Genomic DNA, 15,632 nt, shown 5'->3' with positions numbered 1-15,632 from the left:
CCTGATGCGTCTGTCCCTGCTCGATCTCGCCATGGTCCGCTCGGGCCAGCCCATCGGTGAGGCGCTCGCCGACACCGTGCATCTCGCGCAGGTCGCCGACGAGCTCGGGACCTTCGAGCGGCTGTGGTTCGCCGAGCACCACAACATGCGCTCCATCGGGTCGTCCGCGACGGCGGTGCTCATCGCGCACGTCGCGGCACGCACCGAGCGGATCCGGGTCGGGTCCGGCGGTGTCATGCTGCCCAACCACGCGCCGCTCACCGTGGCGGAGGCCTTCGGCACGCTCGCCGAGCTGCACGGCGACCGGATCGACCTCGGTCTCGGGCGGGCGCCGGGCACCGACCAGGTGACGATGCGTGCGCTGCGCCGCAACCCGGCCGACGCGGACCGCTTCCCCCAGGACGTCCTCGAGCTCCAGGGCTATCTCTCGGACCAGACCCGGATCGAGGGCATCCACGCGTACCCCGGCGAGGGGACGCGGGTGCCCATCTACATCCTCGGCTCCTCGCTCTTCGGGGCGCAGCTCGCGGCCCAGCTCGGGCTGCCGTACGCCTTCGCCTCGCACTTCGCGCCGGACCACCTCCAGGCGGCGGTGCGGGCGTACCGCGACGGCTTCCGCCCGAGCGAGCAGCTGGCCGAGCCGTACGTCATCGCCGCGCTCAACGTCATCGCCGCCGACACCGACGAGGAGGCCGACGCCCTCCGGCGGCAGGCGCTCAGCTCGCGGGTGCGCTCGCTGGCCCGCCGGGTGCCGCAGCTCGCCCACGCCGACCTCGACGACGACATCGTCGCCGAGCTCATGGACACCCCCGTCGGGCAGCAGGCGCGGCACATGGCGACCTACACGGTGCACGGGGCGCGGGAGCGCGTCGCCGAGGGGCTCGCGGACTTCCAGCGGCTCGCCGACGCGGACGAGCTCATGGTCGCCAACGCCGCCTCCGGCCGGGACGCTCGCGAGCGGACCCTGCACCTGCTCGCCGACATCGCGTCCGCGTGAGCGGCACGATCCTGCACCTCGCGCTCGAGCGGGAGTGGGCGCAGGCGCAGCAGGTCGGGGTCTACCGGACGTCCACCCTCGGCGTGAGCATCGCCGACGAGGGCTACCTCCACGCCTGCGAGGACCAGGACCAGCTCGACGGGGTCGTCGCCCGGTACTACGGCGACGTCACCGAGCCGCTCGTGGTCCTGTCGATCGACGTGGATCGCCTGGGCGCGCACGGGCTCTCGGTCAGGCGGGAGCGCCCGGTGCCGGGGGCCGACCTCTTCCCGCACGTGTACGGCGGTGACCTGCCCGTCGGCGTGGTGGTGAGCGTGGAGCGCCTGGTCCGCTGACTAGCGAACGACCTCGCGCAGCCGGCCGTCGACCCTCCGGGTCCAGCCGCGCCCGTCGAGGTGCTCGAGGAGCGGCACGGCGACCCGTCGCGTCGTCCCGAGGGCCTGCCGTGCCTGGCTGAGGGTGAAGGGCTGCTCCAGCGCCGCGAGCTCACGCATCGCCCGCGCCGGCCCGTCGGGGAGGAGCACCACGTCGTCGGGCAGCCGCAGGATGCGACCGAGCCGGTGGGCGGCGGCGAGCTGCTTCGCGCCCAGCCCGAGGTTCTCGAGGTCCTGGCGCTCCGGGGCGGCGAAGGGGGAGTCCTTGAGTCGTCGTTCGAGCTCGGCGACCCCGGCCTCGGCCGGGCCGAGGCCGGCCTGCTCCCCGTGGACCCGTCCCGCGGTGATCGTGAGGGACTCGGCGGCGGCGAGCTCGGGCACGAGGGTCTCCGGCACGTCGAGCCGCCCCGCGGCCTCGGCCACCGGCACGCCCGCGCTCAGCGGGTCGCGGGAGGCGAGGTCGTCGACGAGCCGGCGGATCTCCCTTCGCCAGCCGGCCCAGGCCACCGGGTCGACGACGAAGGGGTCGACCCGCACCTCCGTCGCCCGAGGAACCGCGTCGCGACCGGGGAGCCCGTCGTGGCCCGGGACGCGTCCCGGCCCTCCGCCGGCTTCCCGGCCCGCGGGAGGTTGCCCGGTCAGCCCGAGCCGATCGAGGTCCTCGACGTGCTGCACCCGGTGCTCGGCGAGCCTGACGGCCCGCAGGTCGCCGCTCGAGAGCGCCTCGCCGCGCGCGGCCGCGGCACCCCGCCGGCGAAGGGGGAGCGGCTCGACGTCGACGACCCGCGCCCCCCAGAGCCGACGACTGCCGGGGTCGCGGAGGATGAGCCGGTCACCGACCTGCCACGGCAGCCGAACCTCGGTGCGGACCCGGGCGTGGGCGGGTCCGAGGGGACGCACCGCGACCTGGTGGTCCGCGCTGCCGACGTGGAGCGTGAGCTCCTCGGGGAGGTCGGCGGAGGGGACGGCGACGTCGACCGTCCGTCCGAGCGCCCAGGCGCCAGGGGTGAGCAGGACGGCGCCGCGTCCCACGGCGTCGGTGCCGACGCGGCGCAGGTTGACCGCGGTGCGGGCGACACCGCTCACCGCGTCACGCTGCTCGTCCTGGCTGTGCAGCCCGCGGACGGTCACCTCGTGAGCACCGCTGCGGGGGTCGAGCAGGGTGAGCGCGTCGCCGCCGCGGATGGTCCCGTCGCCGAGCGTGCCGGTGACGACCGTGCCCGCGCCGCCGATGGTGAAGGAGCGGTCGGCCCACATCCGCACCGGTGCCCCGGGGTCGGGGTCGGGCAGGCGCCGAGCGAGGTCGGCGAGCGCGGCCCGCACCTCGTCGAGGCCCTCGCCCGTCGTCGCCGAGACGCACACCGACGGCACGTCGGTCCAGCCGCGATCCGCGAGGCGGGCCAGGGCATCGGCGCGCGTCGGCTCCGGGTCGGCGAGGTCGCTGCGGGTGACGACGAGGAGCAGGTCACGGATGCCGAGCGCGGCGACCGCCTCGACGTGCTCGCTCGTCTGCGCCTGCCAGCCCTGGTCCGCGGCGACGACCAGGACGACCGCCGGGGCCGGGCCGATCCCGCTGAGCATCGTCGCGATGAAGCGGCTGTGCCCCGGCACGTCGACGAAGGCGACCTCGACCCCCTTCGCGCCGTCGCCCAGGTGCGTCCACGCGAAGCCGAGCTCGATCGTCAGCCCCCGCTCCCGCTCCTCGGCGAGCCGGTCAGGGTCGCGGCCGGTGAGCGCCCGGACGAGCGTCGACTTGCCGTGGTCGACGTGGCCCGCGGTCGCGAGGACGCGTCTCATGCGTCGAGGGCGTGACGCAGGGCGGCCAGCAGGGCCTCGTCCGAGGCCGCCGGGATGCAGCGCAGGTCGACGAGACCTCGTCCCCCTTCGACCCGGGCGACGACCGCCGCGACCGAGGAGCTGCTGGGCTGCCGGAGCCGGGCGACGGCGTCCACGGGGATCTCGACGGCGTGGCCGGGCAGCGGCACGCCGGGCGCCCCGCCGCCGCCGACCCGACCGTCGACCGGGACGACCTCGCGGCCGAGCGCCTCGGCGAGGGAGCGGGTGCGGAGGAGGAGGTCCTCGGCGCTCGCGTGCAGCGCCTGGGCGACCGGGGTCGCGGCGCCGCGCAGCGTCGCCTCGAGAGCGGCGAGGGTCACCTTGTCGACGCGCACCGCCCGGGCGAGCGGGTGTCGGCGCAGCCGCTCGACGAGATCGGCGCGCCCGAGGATGATGCCTGCCTGCGGACCGCCGAGGAGCTTGTCGCCGCTCGCGGTCACGAGGTGGGCGCCCTCGCGCAGCGCCGTGGCGGCGTCCGGCTCGTCGGGCAGCGCCGGGTCGGGCGCGAGCAGGCCGGAGCCGACGTCCATGACGACGGGCACCCCGAGGTCGGTGAGCGCGCGGAGCCCGACCGCGCTCGTGAAGCCGTCGACCCGGAAGTTGCTCGGGTGGACCTTGAGGATGCAGCCGGTCTCGGGGCCGATCGCGTCGCTGTAGTCGCGCAGGTGGGTGCGGTTCGTCGTGCCGACCTCGCGCAGCCGGGCGCCGGTGCTCGCGATGAGGTCGGGCAGGCGGAAGCCGTCGCCGATCTCGACCATCTCGCCGCGGCTCACGACCACCTCGCGCCCGGCGGCCAAGGTGGTCGTCGCGAGGACGAGGGCGGCGGCGCCGTTGTTGACGACGAGGGCGTCCTCGGCGTCGGGGACGGCGGCGCGCAGGGCGGCGAGGGCCTGGGCGCCACGCTTCGAGCGGACGCCGGAGCCGAGGTCCATCTCGACGTCGACATAACCTGCCGCGTCGATCATCGCCTCGACCGCGCTGGGGGAGAGGGGCGCCCGACCGAGGTTGGTGTGGACGACGACCCCGGTCGCGTTGAGCACCGGCGTGAGGCTGCTCGCCCGCCGGGGCAGCGCCGCGAGCGTGGCCCCGACGATCTCTCCCGGGTCGAGGGTGCCCGCGCGGACCTGCTGCTGCGCGGCGACGACGGCGGCCTTGACGACGGCGCGGTCGTGGCGGCCGAGCGCCGCGACGATCTCGGGCGCGGCAAGCACGGCGTCCGTCCGTGGGACGAGGCGGCGCTGGTCGTCAGGCATGACCGCACCCTACAAACTGATGCCCGGTGCCGGTCGCTCACCGCCCGCCCCGACACCCGCCCGGGGCCCCGTCTAGGGTGGTCGGCGGAGGCGTCTGGGCACCTGGTGGGCCCCCCGGTCTTCAACACCGGTGAGACCGAGCATCTCGGTCTGGCGGGTTCGATTCCCGTCCGCCTCCGCCAACCACCGCCGAAGAGGTGGCCGCAGGGAGACCTGCGGCCACCCCTTCGTAGGGTGGGCCCATGGCAACGACGCAGGCAGGCTCGCTCCGACTGACGCAGTACGCCCACGGCGGGGGGTGCGCGTGCAAGATCCCGGCCGGTGAGCTGGAGCAGATCGTCGCCGGCCTGCACGGGTCGATCCCCGCGCCGAGCGCCGAGGTCATCGTCGGGCTCGACGACGGCGACGACGCGGCGGCCGTGCGGGTCGCCGACGGGCTCGCCGCGATCTCGACCGCCGACTTCTTCACCCCCGTCGTCGACGACCCGCTCGCCTGGGGCCGGATCGCCGCCGCCAACGCGCTCTCCGACGTCTACGCCATGGGTGGTACCCCGGTGATGGCGATCAACCTCGTCGGCTGGCCGCGCGACGTCCTGCCGATCGAGCTGCTCACCGAGGTCCTCCGCGGCGGGCTCGAGGTCGCGACCGAGGCGTCGTGCCCCGTCATCGGCGGACACTCCATCGACAACCCCGAGCCGATCTACGGCATGGCCGTCACCGGCACCGCCGACCCGGATCGCCTGCTGCGCAACGACGCCGCCGCGCCCGGCCTGCCGATCAGCCTCACCAAGCCACTGGGCCTCGGGATCCTCAACAACCACCACAAGAGCACCGGCACGATGCACGACGAGGCGGTCGCGGTCATGACGACGCTCAACCGGAATGCCTCGCAGGCCGCCCTGGCCGCGGGGGTGCGCGCGGCGACCGATGTCACCGGCTTCGGCCTGCTCGGGCACCTCTACAAGATGTGCCGGGCGAGCGACGTCGCTGCGGTCATCGACGCCGCGGCCGTGCCGTACGTCGCGGGCGCGCGTGAGGCGCTCGCGGCCGGGCACGTCCCCGGAGGCTCGCGCCGCAACCTCGAGTGGGTGCGCCCGCACCTGCTCGCCGAGGACGTCTCCGAGGAGGAGCTCATCCTGCTCGCCGACGCGCAGACCTCCGGCGGGCTGCTCGTCGTCGGCGAGGTGCCCGGTGCTCCGGTCGTCGGCGAGACGGTCGCCGCCGGTTCGCTCGGTGCGGGCGTCCGGGTCCAGGTCCGGTGAGCGAAGGGGGATACGCCGCCGACCGTCACCTCGTCGCCGCGCGCGAGGGGCTGGCCCGGCTGACTCCGGAGGAGGCGGCGAGCGCCCAGCGCGCGGGGGCGTTGCTCGTCGACACCCGGACCGCCGCCCAGCGTGCTCGCCAGGGCGAGGTCACCGGCGCCCTCGTCATCGACCGCACCGTGCTCGAGTGGCGTCTCGACCCGACGTGCCCGTACCGGGTCCCCGAGGCGGTGCCGGGAGTGCGGGTGGTGGTGCTCTGCCGCCAGGGCTACAGCTCGAGCCTGGCCGCGGTCTCGCTCCGGGCGCTCGGGGTCGACGCGACCGACGTCATCGGCGGCGTCGAGTCGTGGATCGGCGCGGGCCTGCCGGTCGACGACGGTCCCCCCGACGTCCGCGAGTGACCCGCCGAGATTGACCTGACACGCGTGGCGGGCTTCGCCCCGCCGCGTGTCAGGTCAATCTCGGCGGGTGGTGCCGGGGAGGTAGCCGGTGTCGATGACGGCCTTGACGAAGGGGCGGGCGCGCCGGATCGTCTCGTCGGCCTCGGGGACCGCGGCCCACAGGCCGGCGGCGGCCGCGTCGGTCTCGCGCTCGAGCCGGTCGTAAAGCTCGGCGCCGGCGGTGGTCATCGCGCCGCCGCCGTCGAGCAGGCCGCGTCGGGCGAGCGAGTCCGTCGCGCTCGTCCAGTCCTCCTCGTCCCAGCCCCGGGTCGCGAGGACGAGGCGCTTGCCGAGGGTCTTGCGACGCAGCGCCGGGTCGGGGTGCGGCGCCTCGTGGAGCACGAGCGCCTCGACCGGCGCGAGGTCGGCGAGCACGAGCGCGGCGATGTGACCGTCACCCCGGTGCTCCCGGACGATCGTGATCGCGTGCCACAGCTGGAGGTGCGGCTCGTCCGGCCACGGCGCGGCGGCCCAGGCGGCCGCGAGCGGCCGACCGGCGTAGCTCGCCTCGACGATCCCGGCCCGCAGCGCCCCGGTGACGCTCGAGAGGTCGGGCGAGCTCACCCCCTTCGAGGCTCCTTCGTCGCACCTCAGGGCACCGCCTTCGCCCAGGGCGTCGCGCAGCGACGCGTCGACCGCCCGGGTGCGGGCCGCGTCGACCTCGTCGACCCCGGCCGAGAGGACCTCGGTCCAGCCGAAGGAGATCAGGCTCGGGTGGAAGTTGTAGAAGGTCGCCGCGACGACCGACGCCGGCACCCGACCGAGCGGCGCGGCCCGGCCGCCGACGTACATGCCCGCCCTCGAGAGGCGAAGGGGCTCGGCCTCGCGGTCGTTGTGCGGGTTGAAGTACGAGACGACGTGGTAGGGCTCGAGGGTCTCGTACGCGGACCGGGCGGCAGAAGCACTCACCCGCCCACCGTAGGCGGTGGACGGGTGGGTCGGAGCTGCCCGCTGAGAGGACGAAGGGGGGAGGCTGGGCCTCCCCCCTTCGTTCCTGCCCTGAGCGGCTCAGGTGAAGAGACGCGCCGCGGTGATGAGAGTCATGATGACGCCGTACGCGAGCAGGGCCACGACCACGGCCCAGGAGAGGATGACACGCGAGCTGCCGCCGTGAGCGACGGTGCCGCCGTCCCCGTGCAGCGCCTCGTCCGCAGAAGGCAGCACCTGGACGTCCCCCTTTTCGTGGTAGCGGTCGGCGACCGGACGGATAAGCAGGTTGGCGATGAAGCCGACCACGAGCACTGCGACCATCGTCAGCAGGGCCGGCCGGTAGGCGCTCGCGTCGAGGCCGCCGGGCTTGCCCTGTGCGTCGAGGAAACCGTTGATGATGAGCGGCCCGGCGACGCCGGCGGCCGACCAGGCGGTGAGCAGCCGGCCATGGATCGCGCCCACCTGGAAGGTGCCGAAGAGGTCCCGCAGGTAGGCCGGGACGGTGGCGAAGCCTCCGCCGTAGAAGGAAATGATGATGGCGGCGAAGAGGACGAAGAGCGCCACCGCGGTGCTGCCGATGAGGGCCAGCGCGAGGTAGAGCACGATCCCGAGCCCGAGGTAGACCATGTAGATCGGCTTGCGCCCGATCCTGTCGGAGGTCGAGGACCAGACGAAGCGACCGGCCATGTTGAAGAGCGAGAGCAGACCCACGAAGCCACCAGCCGCTGCGACGGTGACCGAGGAGGTGCCGTCGGCGTTGCGGAAGAAGTCCTGGATCATCGGGCTGGCCTGCTCGAGGATGCCGATGCCGGCCGTGACGTTGCAGAAGAGGACCACCCACAGCAGCCAGAACTGCGGGGTCTTGATGGCGTTGGCCGCAGAGACGTGCGCATCCGTGACGAGCTGCTTCTTCTTCACGGTGCTCGGGTCGAATCCGTCCGGCTTCCAGCCGTCATAGGGGACGCGGACGTTGGAGACGCCGATCATCATGATGAGGAAGTAGATGATGCCCAGGGTGACGAAGAGCATCGTCAGCGCGTGGCCGTCGGCGAGCGACCCCGAGTCCGTCGGGTCGTAGGCTGGGTCGAAGAAGGACAGCAGCTGGCGCGAGGCGGGTGCAGCGACCATCGCGCCACCACCGAAGCCCATGATCGCCATGCCGGTGGCCAGACCCGGCCGGTCCGGGAACCACTTAATGAGCGTCGACACCGGCGAGATGTAGCCGATACCGAGGCCGATGCCCCCGATGACGCCATAGCCGAGGTAGACGAGCCACAGCTGCTTGGTGGCGATGCCGAGGGCGCCCACGAGGAAGCCGACCGCCCAGCAGCAGGCGGCGGCGAACATCGCCTTGCGCGGGCCGCTGCGGTCCACCCAGGTCCCCAGGACAGCCGCCGACAGCCCCAGCATCACGATGGCGATGGAGAAGATGAGCCCGATCGCGGTGAGCGAGCTGTTGAAGTGCTCGACGAGCGATGTCTTGTAGACGCTGGTCGCGTAGGCCTGTCCGATGCAGAGATGGATCGCCAGAGCGGCGGGGGGGATGAGCCACCGGTTGTACCCGTGCGGGGCGATCGTATGCCTGCGATCCAGGAAGTTGAGGGCTGACATGTGGCGTCCTTTCGGCAACGCTGACGAAGGCGTGTTCGTGCTCATCAGGCTGGATCGCCTGGTGAGTTTGGTGGGATCATAGGGGTACGAGTGACCCCTTGTGGTCAGTGAGCCGTCGTGATGCTGTCGTGGACCAGGCCCTGCTGGCGGCGCTCGGCCAGGCGTGCCTTCTGCGGGCCCACGGTGTACCGGGGGTCCTTGGCCGACTCGATGCCCGCCTCGACCACGGCGAAGCGGGTCAGTGCGGAGGCGGCGGCCAGGGCGAGCCCCGAGGCGACCGCGACGACGCGGGAGCGGCCGGCGAGCAGCGACCCGACACCGCCGGCCACCGTGAGGACCTTGGCTGTCTTCATCATCCGGCCCGCGGTGCCGTGGTGGAGCGGCTCGACGACGCCGACCTCCTTGAGCTGCTTCTCCATCGCCTCGACGGCGAGGAAGTCGCCGGCCGCGCCGAGCATCGCGAGTCGGCGCACCGGGGCGGTCTCGCGCGTCGGCGTGAGCGCCATCTGGATGCCGCTGGCCGCCATCGACGCGGACGAGACGAAGACGAAGGGGAGGCTGCGCCGAGACTCGAACCACAGCGGGGTCGCCGTGTCGGAGAGCAGCACCGCGGTATACGCCGCGAGCGGCGGGCCGAAGGCGAAGGACCCGAGGCTGCCGATCGGCTCGGCGGTGCGCAGCAGGCCGCCGACGACGGGCAACCCCTTGCCGCCTGAGGAGCCACCGAGCATCCGGTCGAGCTCCGCCGCGGTCGACAGCCCGGCGAAGGCGCTGAAGCCGCTGAAGATCCACGTGCCGACCGACATCGGCGAGGTGAGCTTCATCGTGCGGAGCATGTTGATGAAGCGCTCCGGGCGGCCGAGGTCCATGATGAGCGCGCCGCCGCTGAGCCCGACGGCCACCATCGAGGTCAGTCGTGCGTTGCGCCGCAGCACCTCGTGACCGATGGCGTGGGCGCCGGCCCCGATCATGCCGGAGGACGCCGCGACACCACCGAGGAAGAGGTACGCCGGGATCTCGTGCTTCCACGGCATCGGCTTGACGACCGGCTGGCCGTAGTACGAGCTGAACTGCGCCTCGGGGACGACCGCGCGCTCGCCACGGCCACGCCCACCACCGGTGAGCCAGTCGTTGGCGCGGGCCGCGACGGAGCCCTCGCGTCGGCCGCTCCCGGCGCCGGCGACAGCGGGGTCGCGGCGGCGCCTCTGGTCCCGGTTCCTGAGGTGCGAGGAGCTCTGCGACGAGCCTCGACGGGTCGTGTCGGGGTCGCGGTAGGCGTCGTACGCAGAGGTGCTCATCGTCGGGCTCCCAGGAAGGAGATGGCGGCGGCGCCGATCATGCCGAGCGCGGCGATGCCGGCCTTGCGGAACATGTCGGGCAGGTAGGCGGTCGCGACGACCGGGTCCGGCGGCAGGCCGTAGACCTCGGGCTCGTCGAGGAGCAGGAAGACCGAGCCGGTCCCGCCGACGCCGTCGTGCTCGTTGGCGCCGTAGAGGCGAGCCTCGGTGAAGCCCTGCTCGTGCAGCTGGGCGACCCTCTCCTTGGCCGTGGCGACCATGTCGGCGTGGTCGCCGAACTTGATCGAGGTCGTCGGGCAGGTCTGCGCGCAGGCCGGCGTCTGGTCGTGGCCGAGCCGGTCGTAGCAGAGCGTGCACTTCTGGGCGACACCGATGTTGGGCACGTGCGCGTCCTCGGCCTGACCGCGGAACTCCGCGCCCTCGCCGGTGCGCCGCTCGATGACGCCGAAGGGGCACGCGCCGACGCAGTAGCCGCAGCCGTTGCAGATGTCGGCCTGCACGACGACGGTGCCGAACTCGCTGCGGAAGAGCGCACCGGTCGGGCAGACGTCGAGGCAGCCGGCGTGCGTGCAGTGCTTGCAGACGTCGGAGGCCATGAGCCAGCGGAACTCCGGCAGCGGGCCGACCATCGGTGTCCCGTCGACCGTCGTGCCGAGGTCCTCGCCCGGCCCGGTGACGGTGGCCGGGTTCTCGACGGCCGCGAGCATGTCCGTGAGGTCGGGGCCGTGGCCCTCGATCGGGGCCGGCAGCGTGCCGTAGCCCGCCGGCGTCCCGCCGCGCTGCGGTGGCCCCTGCTCCCCGAGGTGCGAGGAACGAGCCTCGAGGGGTGCGCCGATACCCGGCATCCCGAGGTCGACGAGCTGCCGGCCCGACTCGCGGGCCGCCTCGATCCGGTCCTGGCTCTGCTCGACGAAGGCGACGTGCCGCCAGGTGCTCCCGCCGAGGTCGCCGGTGTTGTCGTAGGAGTTGCCGGTCAGCGCGAGCCCGTCGAGCGGGAGCGCGTTCCACTCCTTGCAGGCGACCTCGCAGGCCTTGCAGCCGATGCAGATCGAGGTGTCCGTGAAGAAGCCCTTGCGGGCCGGTGCGTCGGTCCACCCCGCGTCGAGGGCGACGTCGGTGCGGCCGGAGAGCTGTCGGCTCAGGTAGCTCACGGGAGCTCACCTCCTGTGTCGGTCACGTGCTCGTCCTGCCGCGGTGGGCGCGGCGCAGCGCCGCGACCTCGGGCGTGACCTCGTCCGCACGGTGGTTGCCGGTCTCGACCGTCGATCCCGCCCGCGACTGGTACTCCGCGACGAGCCGCTCGAGGTCCTCCCCCTGCGGCCGTCGCCCGGGTCGGATGTCGCACGACCCGACCTTCGACTCCTGGATGAGGACGTTGGGGTCGAGGGTGATGCCGAGCAGGTCGTTGGCACCGTCGCCCTCGACGACCGCATCGCGACCGACGCCCCAGTGGTAGGGCAGTCCGATCTGGTGGACCGTCTTGCCGCGGATCGTCATCGGGGTCATCCGCTCGGTGACGAGCACGCGGGTCTCGATCGCGGCACGTGCGGAGACGATCGTCGCCCACCCGCCGTTCTCCAGACCACGCTCGGCGGCGAGCTCGGGCGAGATCTCGCAGAACATCTCCGGCTGCAGCTCCGAGAGGTACGGCAGCCAGCGGCTCATGCCGCCTGCCGTGTGGTGCTCGGTGAGCCGGTACGTCGTGAAGACGTAGGGGTATACGTCCCAGCCGGGCTCGGGGGCCGACGGGCTCCAGAGGTTGTCCTTGCGGGAGAAGATCACGCGGGCCGGGTTGCGCTGCTGCGTGTACAGCGCGTTCTCGACCGGCGACTCCTGCGCCTCGTAGTGCGTCGGCATCGGCCCGTCGACCATGCCCTTCGGCGCGAAGAGCCAGCCCTTGCCGTCCGCCTGCATGATGAAGGGGTCGTCGCCGGAGATCGCGGCGGGACCACCGACGTCAGGGTCGGGCCGGTACGACGGGTCGCGGTCGACCGGGAAGTCGGGGATGTCGTCGCCGACCCACTTCTTCCCGTCGGCGTCCCACCAGATGTGCTTCTTGCGCTCGCTCCACGGACGACCCTCGGGGTCGGCCGAGGCGCGGTTGTAGAGGATCCGGCGGTTCATCGGCCAGGCCCAGCCCCAGTCGAGAGCTATCTCGTTCTGCTCCCGGCCAGGGACCTTCTTCGCCGCCTTGTTGACGTTGCCCGCGAAGACCCCGGAGTAGATCCAGCAGCCGCCGATGGTCGAGCCGTCGGCCTGCATCTCAACGAAGCTGTTGAGCAGCTCGCCGTCCTTCTCGCCGCCGACGTGGTAGCCGTTGATCTCGCGGAGCACGGCCTCGGCGTCGACCTCGCCGTGCTCGTCCTTCGGGTAGTCCCACGTGAGGTCGAGCAGCGGGCGGTCGCGCTCGTCGGTCGAGCCGGCGAGCCGCTCGCGGATCCGCACGCCGAGCTCGTGGAAGAAGTCGAGCTCGCTCTGCGCGTCACCGGGCGGGTCGACCGCCTTCTCGTGCCACTGCAGCATCCGCTGCGTCTGGGTCAAAGTGCCCGCCTTCTCGACGTGCGTGGCGGCGGGGAAGAAGAAGACCTCGGTGTCGATGTCCTCGGTCTTCAGCTCGCCGCTGACGACCTCGGGCCCGTCCTTCCAGAAGGTGGCCGACTCGATGAGCTGGAAGTCGCGGACGACGACCCACTTGAGGTGCGACATCGCGAGCCGCTGCATCTTGCCGTGCGCAGACCCGACCGCCGGGTTCTGGCCAAGGATGAAGTAGCCGTCGACCTTGTCCTCGAGCATCGACATCACGGTCTGGTACGTACCGTGAGCGCCGTTGAGCCGCGGCAGGTAGTCGAAGGCGAAGTCGTTCTCCGGGGTCGCGGCATCACCCCACCACGCCTTGAGCAGGCTCGCGGTGTAGGCGTCGGCCTTGGTCCAGAAACCCTTCTGCAGCGGGCTGCTGATCGAGCTGAGGTACTCCTCGAGCGAGCGGTGCTTGTCGGCGACCGGCATCGGGAGGTACCCGGGCAGGAGGTTGAAGAGCGTCGGGATGTCGGTGCAGCCCTGGATGCTCGCGTGACCGCGGAGCGCCATGATCCCGCTGCCCGGACGACCCACGTTGCCCATGAGCAGCTGGAGGATCGCCGAGGTGCGGATGAACTGCGCGCCGAGGCTGTGCTGGGTCCAGCCGACGGCGTAGGCGAAGCACGTCGTGCGCTCGCGGCCGGAGTTCTCGACGAGCGCGCGGGCGACCTCGTGGAAGCTCGCGACCGGGATGCCGCAGACCTCCTGCACCATCTCGGGCGTGTAGCGGGCGTAGTGGCGCTTGAGGATCTGGAAGACCGAGCGCGGGTGCTGCAAGGTCTCGTCCCGGACGAGCTTCGCGTGCTCGAGCGGGGGGCCGCCGGCGCCGTACTGCTGCCCGGCCGCCTCTTCGGTCTCCTTGGCGCCGCTGTCATCGTGGTCGGGGCTGTCGACCTTGTCGTCGCCGCCGTTGCCGTCCTCGTCCTTCGCCGACTCGTACGCCCACGACGTCATGTCGTAGCTGCCCGTCTCGGGGTCGTAGCCCGAGAAGACGCCGTCGAGGTCCTCGGTGTCGACGAAGTCCTCGCTGACGAGCGTCGCGGCATTGGTGTACGCGACGACGTAGTCGTGGAAGTAGAGGTCGTTGCTCAGGACGTGGTTGATGAGCGCGCCGAGGAGGACGACATCGGTGCCCGCCCGGATCGGCACGTGGGTGTCCGCGATCGCCGAGGTGCGGGTGAAGCGCGGGTCGACGTGGATGATCCGCGCGCCGCGGGCCTTCGCCTCAGAGACCCACTGGAACCCGACCGGGTGGCACTCGGCCATGTTCGAGCCCTGGATGATGACGCAGTCCGCGTTGGCCATGTCCTGCAGGGGCTGGGTGGCGCCGCCGCGGCCGAAGGAGGCTCCCAGACTGGGAACCGTGGCGGAGTGTCAAATACGGGCCTGGTTCTCGATCTGGATCGCGCCCGCCGCCGTGAAGAGCTTCTTGATGAGGTAGTTCTCCTCGTTGTCGAGGGTGGCTCCCCCGAGCGAGGCGATGCCCATCGTGCGACGCAGCCGGTTGCCGTGCTCGTCGTGCTCCTGCCAGTGGTTGCGGCGGGCCTCGAGGAATCGGTCGGTGACCATGTCGGTGGCCTCGTCGAGCGAGATCCGCTCGAAGTCGGTCGCGCCGGGGGCGCGGTAGAGCACGTACTTCTGCCGGGAGGCGGCGTTGACGAGCTGCTCGCTCGCGGCACCCTTCGGGCAGAGCCGCCCACGGCTGATCGGGCTGTCCGGGTCGCCCTCGATCTGGACGACCTTCTCGTCCTTGACGAAGACCTTCTGCCCGCACCCGACGGCGCAGTACGGGCAGACGCTCTGGACGACGCGGTCGGCGGTCGAGGTGCGGGGGGTGAGCTCGGCGGTCTTGCGGCTCTGCACGGCCTTGCCACGGCCGAGGAAGTCCCCGGTCGTCAGCTGCCGGACGACCGGCCAGTCGAGGGGCGTCTTCGCCATCGTGCGCTCCCGGGTCGAAGGGGCTGTGCTCGCGGTTGTGCTCTCGGTCACCTTCTCACATTTGTCCGGGGCGTGCAGGCTTGTGCTGTGGGCAGGAACGCCACGTCCTTGCCGTGCCGCCGGGCGGCGGCGAGGATGCGCGGGACCGGGCGCCCTTCGCCTCGAGCAGCTCGGCGACGGTCGTCCCGAGGGCCAGCGACAGATCGACCGGCCCGAGGAAGAGCAGATCCACCCCGTCGAGGGCGGCGATCTCCTCGACCGCCTCGAGGGCGCCGGCCGTCTCGATCATCAACGCGCACTGGACGAGGGCGAGGTCGACGCCGCTGCCCATGAGCCACAGCCCGCGGGATGACGGGCCGATCCCCGGCTCGGCCCCCTTCGACACCTCGCGTGGGCTGGACGGGCTGTCCATGCGACGTCCTGGGCGCGTGACCTCTCGCAGGGCAGGAGGGCCGAAGGGGGGTCCGCCGCCGGTGTTCCGCCTGGCGCTCCCGCGCCTGCGCCGCGGACCGCGCAGGACTTAGCGTCGGGCTGCAGCCCGACGACCCCGAGGTGACCCATGTCCACCAGCAGCGCCCCGCAGCCGGTCATCCGCGTCGCCCGCCGTCGCGCCAAGCCCGGCTGTGGCCCGGCCTACGAGGCGCTCATCGGCGGGATGCTCGCCGACGTCAAGGCGGTGCCGGGCTTCATCGGCGCGGAGGTCATCCCGCCGGCGACCGAGGGCGGCGAGCACCAGACGATCCTGCGCTTCGAGACGCAGCAGGGGCTCGACGCCTGGGACTCCTCGCCCGAGCGGCATGCGTGGCACCAGCGGCTCGACGCGGTCGCCGAGGGGACGCCCGACTACCAGGTACTCACCGGGCTGGAGGCGTGGTTCGCGCGCGCCGAGATGCCCGGCCACAAGCCCCCGAAGCGCTGGAAGATGGCGATCGTCACCTGGCTCGGCATCTGGCCGATCGTCATGGTGCTGCAGCTCTTCCTCAACCCGCTCATCGAGGACGTCCCCTTCGTTCCCCGGGTCGGGATCTTCACGATCTTTGTCGTCGCGATGATCACCTACCTCGTCATGCCGCAGCTCGTGAAGCTCTTCCGCCCCTGGCTGGCACGCCACTGACC

At 72.4% G+C, this 15,632-nt stretch carries 13 protein-coding genes and 1 tRNA gene; 6 read left to right on the top strand and 8 right to left on the bottom strand.

Annotation, left to right across the window (positions count from 1 at the left end; translation table 11 throughout):
* Positions 1-4: 4 nt before the first annotated feature.
* Both JNO54_RS01620 and JNO54_RS01615 read left to right on the top strand, forming a co-directional pair.
* A complete protein-coding gene (locus tag JNO54_RS01620; RefSeq protein WP_204142321.1) occupies positions 5-997 on the top strand; it encodes an LLM class flavin-dependent oxidoreductase in 993 nt (330 codons plus the stop codon).
* Positions 994-1,332: a DUF952 domain-containing protein gene (locus tag JNO54_RS01615; protein ID WP_204142320.1), complete on the top strand. Its 339-nt coding sequence runs from the start codon at positions 994-996 to the stop codon at positions 1,330-1,332. Before JNO54_RS01620 ends, JNO54_RS01615 begins: the two co-directional genes overlap by 4 nt.
* Here JNO54_RS01615 and JNO54_RS01610 read toward each other — a convergent pair whose 3' ends face one another.
* Together JNO54_RS01610 and selA are read right to left on the bottom strand one after the other, a co-directional pair.
* Entirely contained in the window at positions 1,333-3,168 is a 1,836-nt protein-coding gene (locus JNO54_RS01610; RefSeq protein WP_204142319.1) for a SelB domain-containing protein, read from the bottom strand.
* Positions 3,165-4,460 carry an L-seryl-tRNA(Sec) selenium transferase gene (gene selA / locus JNO54_RS01605; protein WP_204142318.1) on the bottom strand — a complete coding sequence of 432 codons (1,296 nt, stop codon included), beginning with the start codon at positions 4,458-4,460 and terminating at the stop codon, positions 3,165-3,167. Before selA ends, JNO54_RS01610 begins: the two co-directional genes overlap by 4 nt.
* A gap of 86 nt (positions 4,461-4,546) precedes the next feature.
* Between selA and JNO54_RS01600 the strand changes: the two genes are divergently transcribed.
* From JNO54_RS01600 to JNO54_RS01590, 3 genes are all read left to right on the top strand, one after another.
* Positions 4,547-4,642: transfer RNA gene (locus JNO54_RS01600), tRNA-Sec, on the top strand.
* A gap of 60 nt (positions 4,643-4,702) precedes the next feature.
* Positions 4,703-5,722, top strand: a complete 1,020-nt coding sequence (gene selD, locus JNO54_RS01595) for a selenide, water dikinase SelD (protein ID WP_204142317.1) — start codon at positions 4,703-4,705, stop codon at positions 5,720-5,722.
* Entirely contained in the window at positions 5,719-6,123 is a 405-nt protein-coding gene (locus JNO54_RS01590; protein WP_204142316.1) for a rhodanese-like domain-containing protein, read from the top strand. Before selD ends, JNO54_RS01590 begins: the two co-directional genes overlap by 4 nt.
* 54 nt (positions 6,124-6,177) lie before the next feature.
* Here JNO54_RS01590 and JNO54_RS01585 read toward each other — a convergent pair whose 3' ends face one another.
* The 6 genes from JNO54_RS01585 to JNO54_RS01555 form a co-directional block, all read right to left on the bottom strand.
* The gene (locus tag JNO54_RS01585; protein ID WP_204142315.1) at positions 6,178-7,071 is read right to left on the bottom strand and encodes an SCO6745 family protein; all 894 of its coding nucleotides are present in this window, start codon (positions 7,069-7,071) and stop codon (positions 6,178-6,180) included.
* Positions 7,072-7,170: 99 nt separating this feature from the next.
* Positions 7,171-8,703: an OFA family MFS transporter gene (locus JNO54_RS01580; protein WP_204142314.1), complete on the bottom strand. Its 1,533-nt coding sequence runs from the start codon at positions 8,701-8,703 to the stop codon at positions 7,171-7,173.
* Between the two features lie 104 nt (positions 8,704-8,807).
* A complete protein-coding gene (gene nrfD, locus JNO54_RS01575) occupies positions 8,808-10,001 on the bottom strand; it encodes an NrfD/PsrC family molybdoenzyme membrane anchor subunit (RefSeq protein ID WP_204142313.1) in 1,194 nt (397 codons plus the stop codon).
* The gene (locus tag JNO54_RS01570; protein ID WP_204142312.1) at positions 9,998-11,152 is read right to left on the bottom strand and encodes a 4Fe-4S dicluster domain-containing protein; all 1,155 of its coding nucleotides are present in this window, start codon (positions 11,150-11,152) and stop codon (positions 9,998-10,000) included. Before JNO54_RS01570 ends, nrfD begins: the two co-directional genes overlap by 4 nt.
* Before the next feature lie 22 nt (positions 11,153-11,174).
* Positions 11,175-14,516 carry a formate dehydrogenase gene (gene fdh / locus JNO54_RS01565; protein ID WP_233703313.1) on the bottom strand — a complete coding sequence of 1,114 codons (3,342 nt, stop codon included), beginning with the start codon at positions 14,514-14,516 and terminating at the stop codon, positions 11,175-11,177.
* Positions 14,517-14,571: 55 nt separating this feature from the next.
* Complete coding sequence (locus tag JNO54_RS01555) at positions 14,572-14,928, bottom strand: aldolase/citrate lyase family protein (protein WP_204142311.1); 357 nt, start codon at positions 14,926-14,928, stop codon at positions 14,572-14,574.
* A 147-nt stretch (positions 14,929-15,075) separates the two neighbouring features.
* Here JNO54_RS01555 and JNO54_RS01550 point away from each other — a divergent pair, with 147 nt between their 5' ends.
* Complete coding sequence (locus JNO54_RS01550; protein WP_204142310.1) at positions 15,076-15,630, top strand: antibiotic biosynthesis monooxygenase; 555 nt, start codon at positions 15,076-15,078, stop codon at positions 15,628-15,630.
* Positions 15,631-15,632: the final 2 nt, after the last annotated feature.

The organism is Janibacter endophyticus, from assembly GCF_016888335.1.
In the GTDB taxonomy this organism is placed as follows: domain Bacteria; phylum Actinomycetota; class Actinomycetes; order Actinomycetales; family Dermatophilaceae; genus Marihabitans; species Marihabitans endophyticum.
Note: the sequence above shows the minus strand (reverse complement) of the source record. Positions and strands in the feature narration are given on the sequence as shown.

What these genes read in the sequence shown, in the direction of transcription:
- JNO54_RS01620 (WP_204142321.1), top strand. Translation starts at nt 5, where the DNA reads ATGCGTCTGTCCCTGCTCGATCTCGCCATGGTCCGCTCGGGCCAGCCC.
- JNO54_RS01610 (WP_204142319.1), bottom strand. Translation starts at nt 3,168, where the DNA reads ATGAGACGCGTCCTCGCGACCGCGGGCCACGTCGACCACGGCAAGTCG.
- selA (WP_204142318.1), bottom strand. Translation starts at nt 4,460, where the DNA reads ATGCCTGACGACCAGCGCCGCCTCGTCCCACGGACGGACGCCGTGCTT.
- selD (WP_204142317.1), top strand. Translation starts at nt 4,703, where the DNA reads ATGGCAACGACGCAGGCAGGCTCGCTCCGACTGACGCAGTACGCCCAC.
- JNO54_RS01580 (WP_204142314.1), bottom strand. Translation starts at nt 8,703, where the DNA reads ATGTCAGCCCTCAACTTCCTGGATCGCAGGCATACGATCGCCCCGCAC.
- nrfD (WP_204142313.1), bottom strand. Translation starts at nt 10,001, where the DNA reads ATGAGCACCTCTGCGTACGACGCCTACCGCGACCCCGACACGACCCGT.
- JNO54_RS01555 (WP_204142311.1), bottom strand. Translation starts at nt 14,928, where the DNA reads ATGGACAGCCCGTCCAGCCCACGCGAGGTGTCGAAGGGGGCCGAGCCG.
- JNO54_RS01550 (WP_204142310.1), top strand. Translation starts at nt 15,076, where the DNA reads ATGTCCACCAGCAGCGCCCCGCAGCCGGTCATCCGCGTCGCCCGCCGT.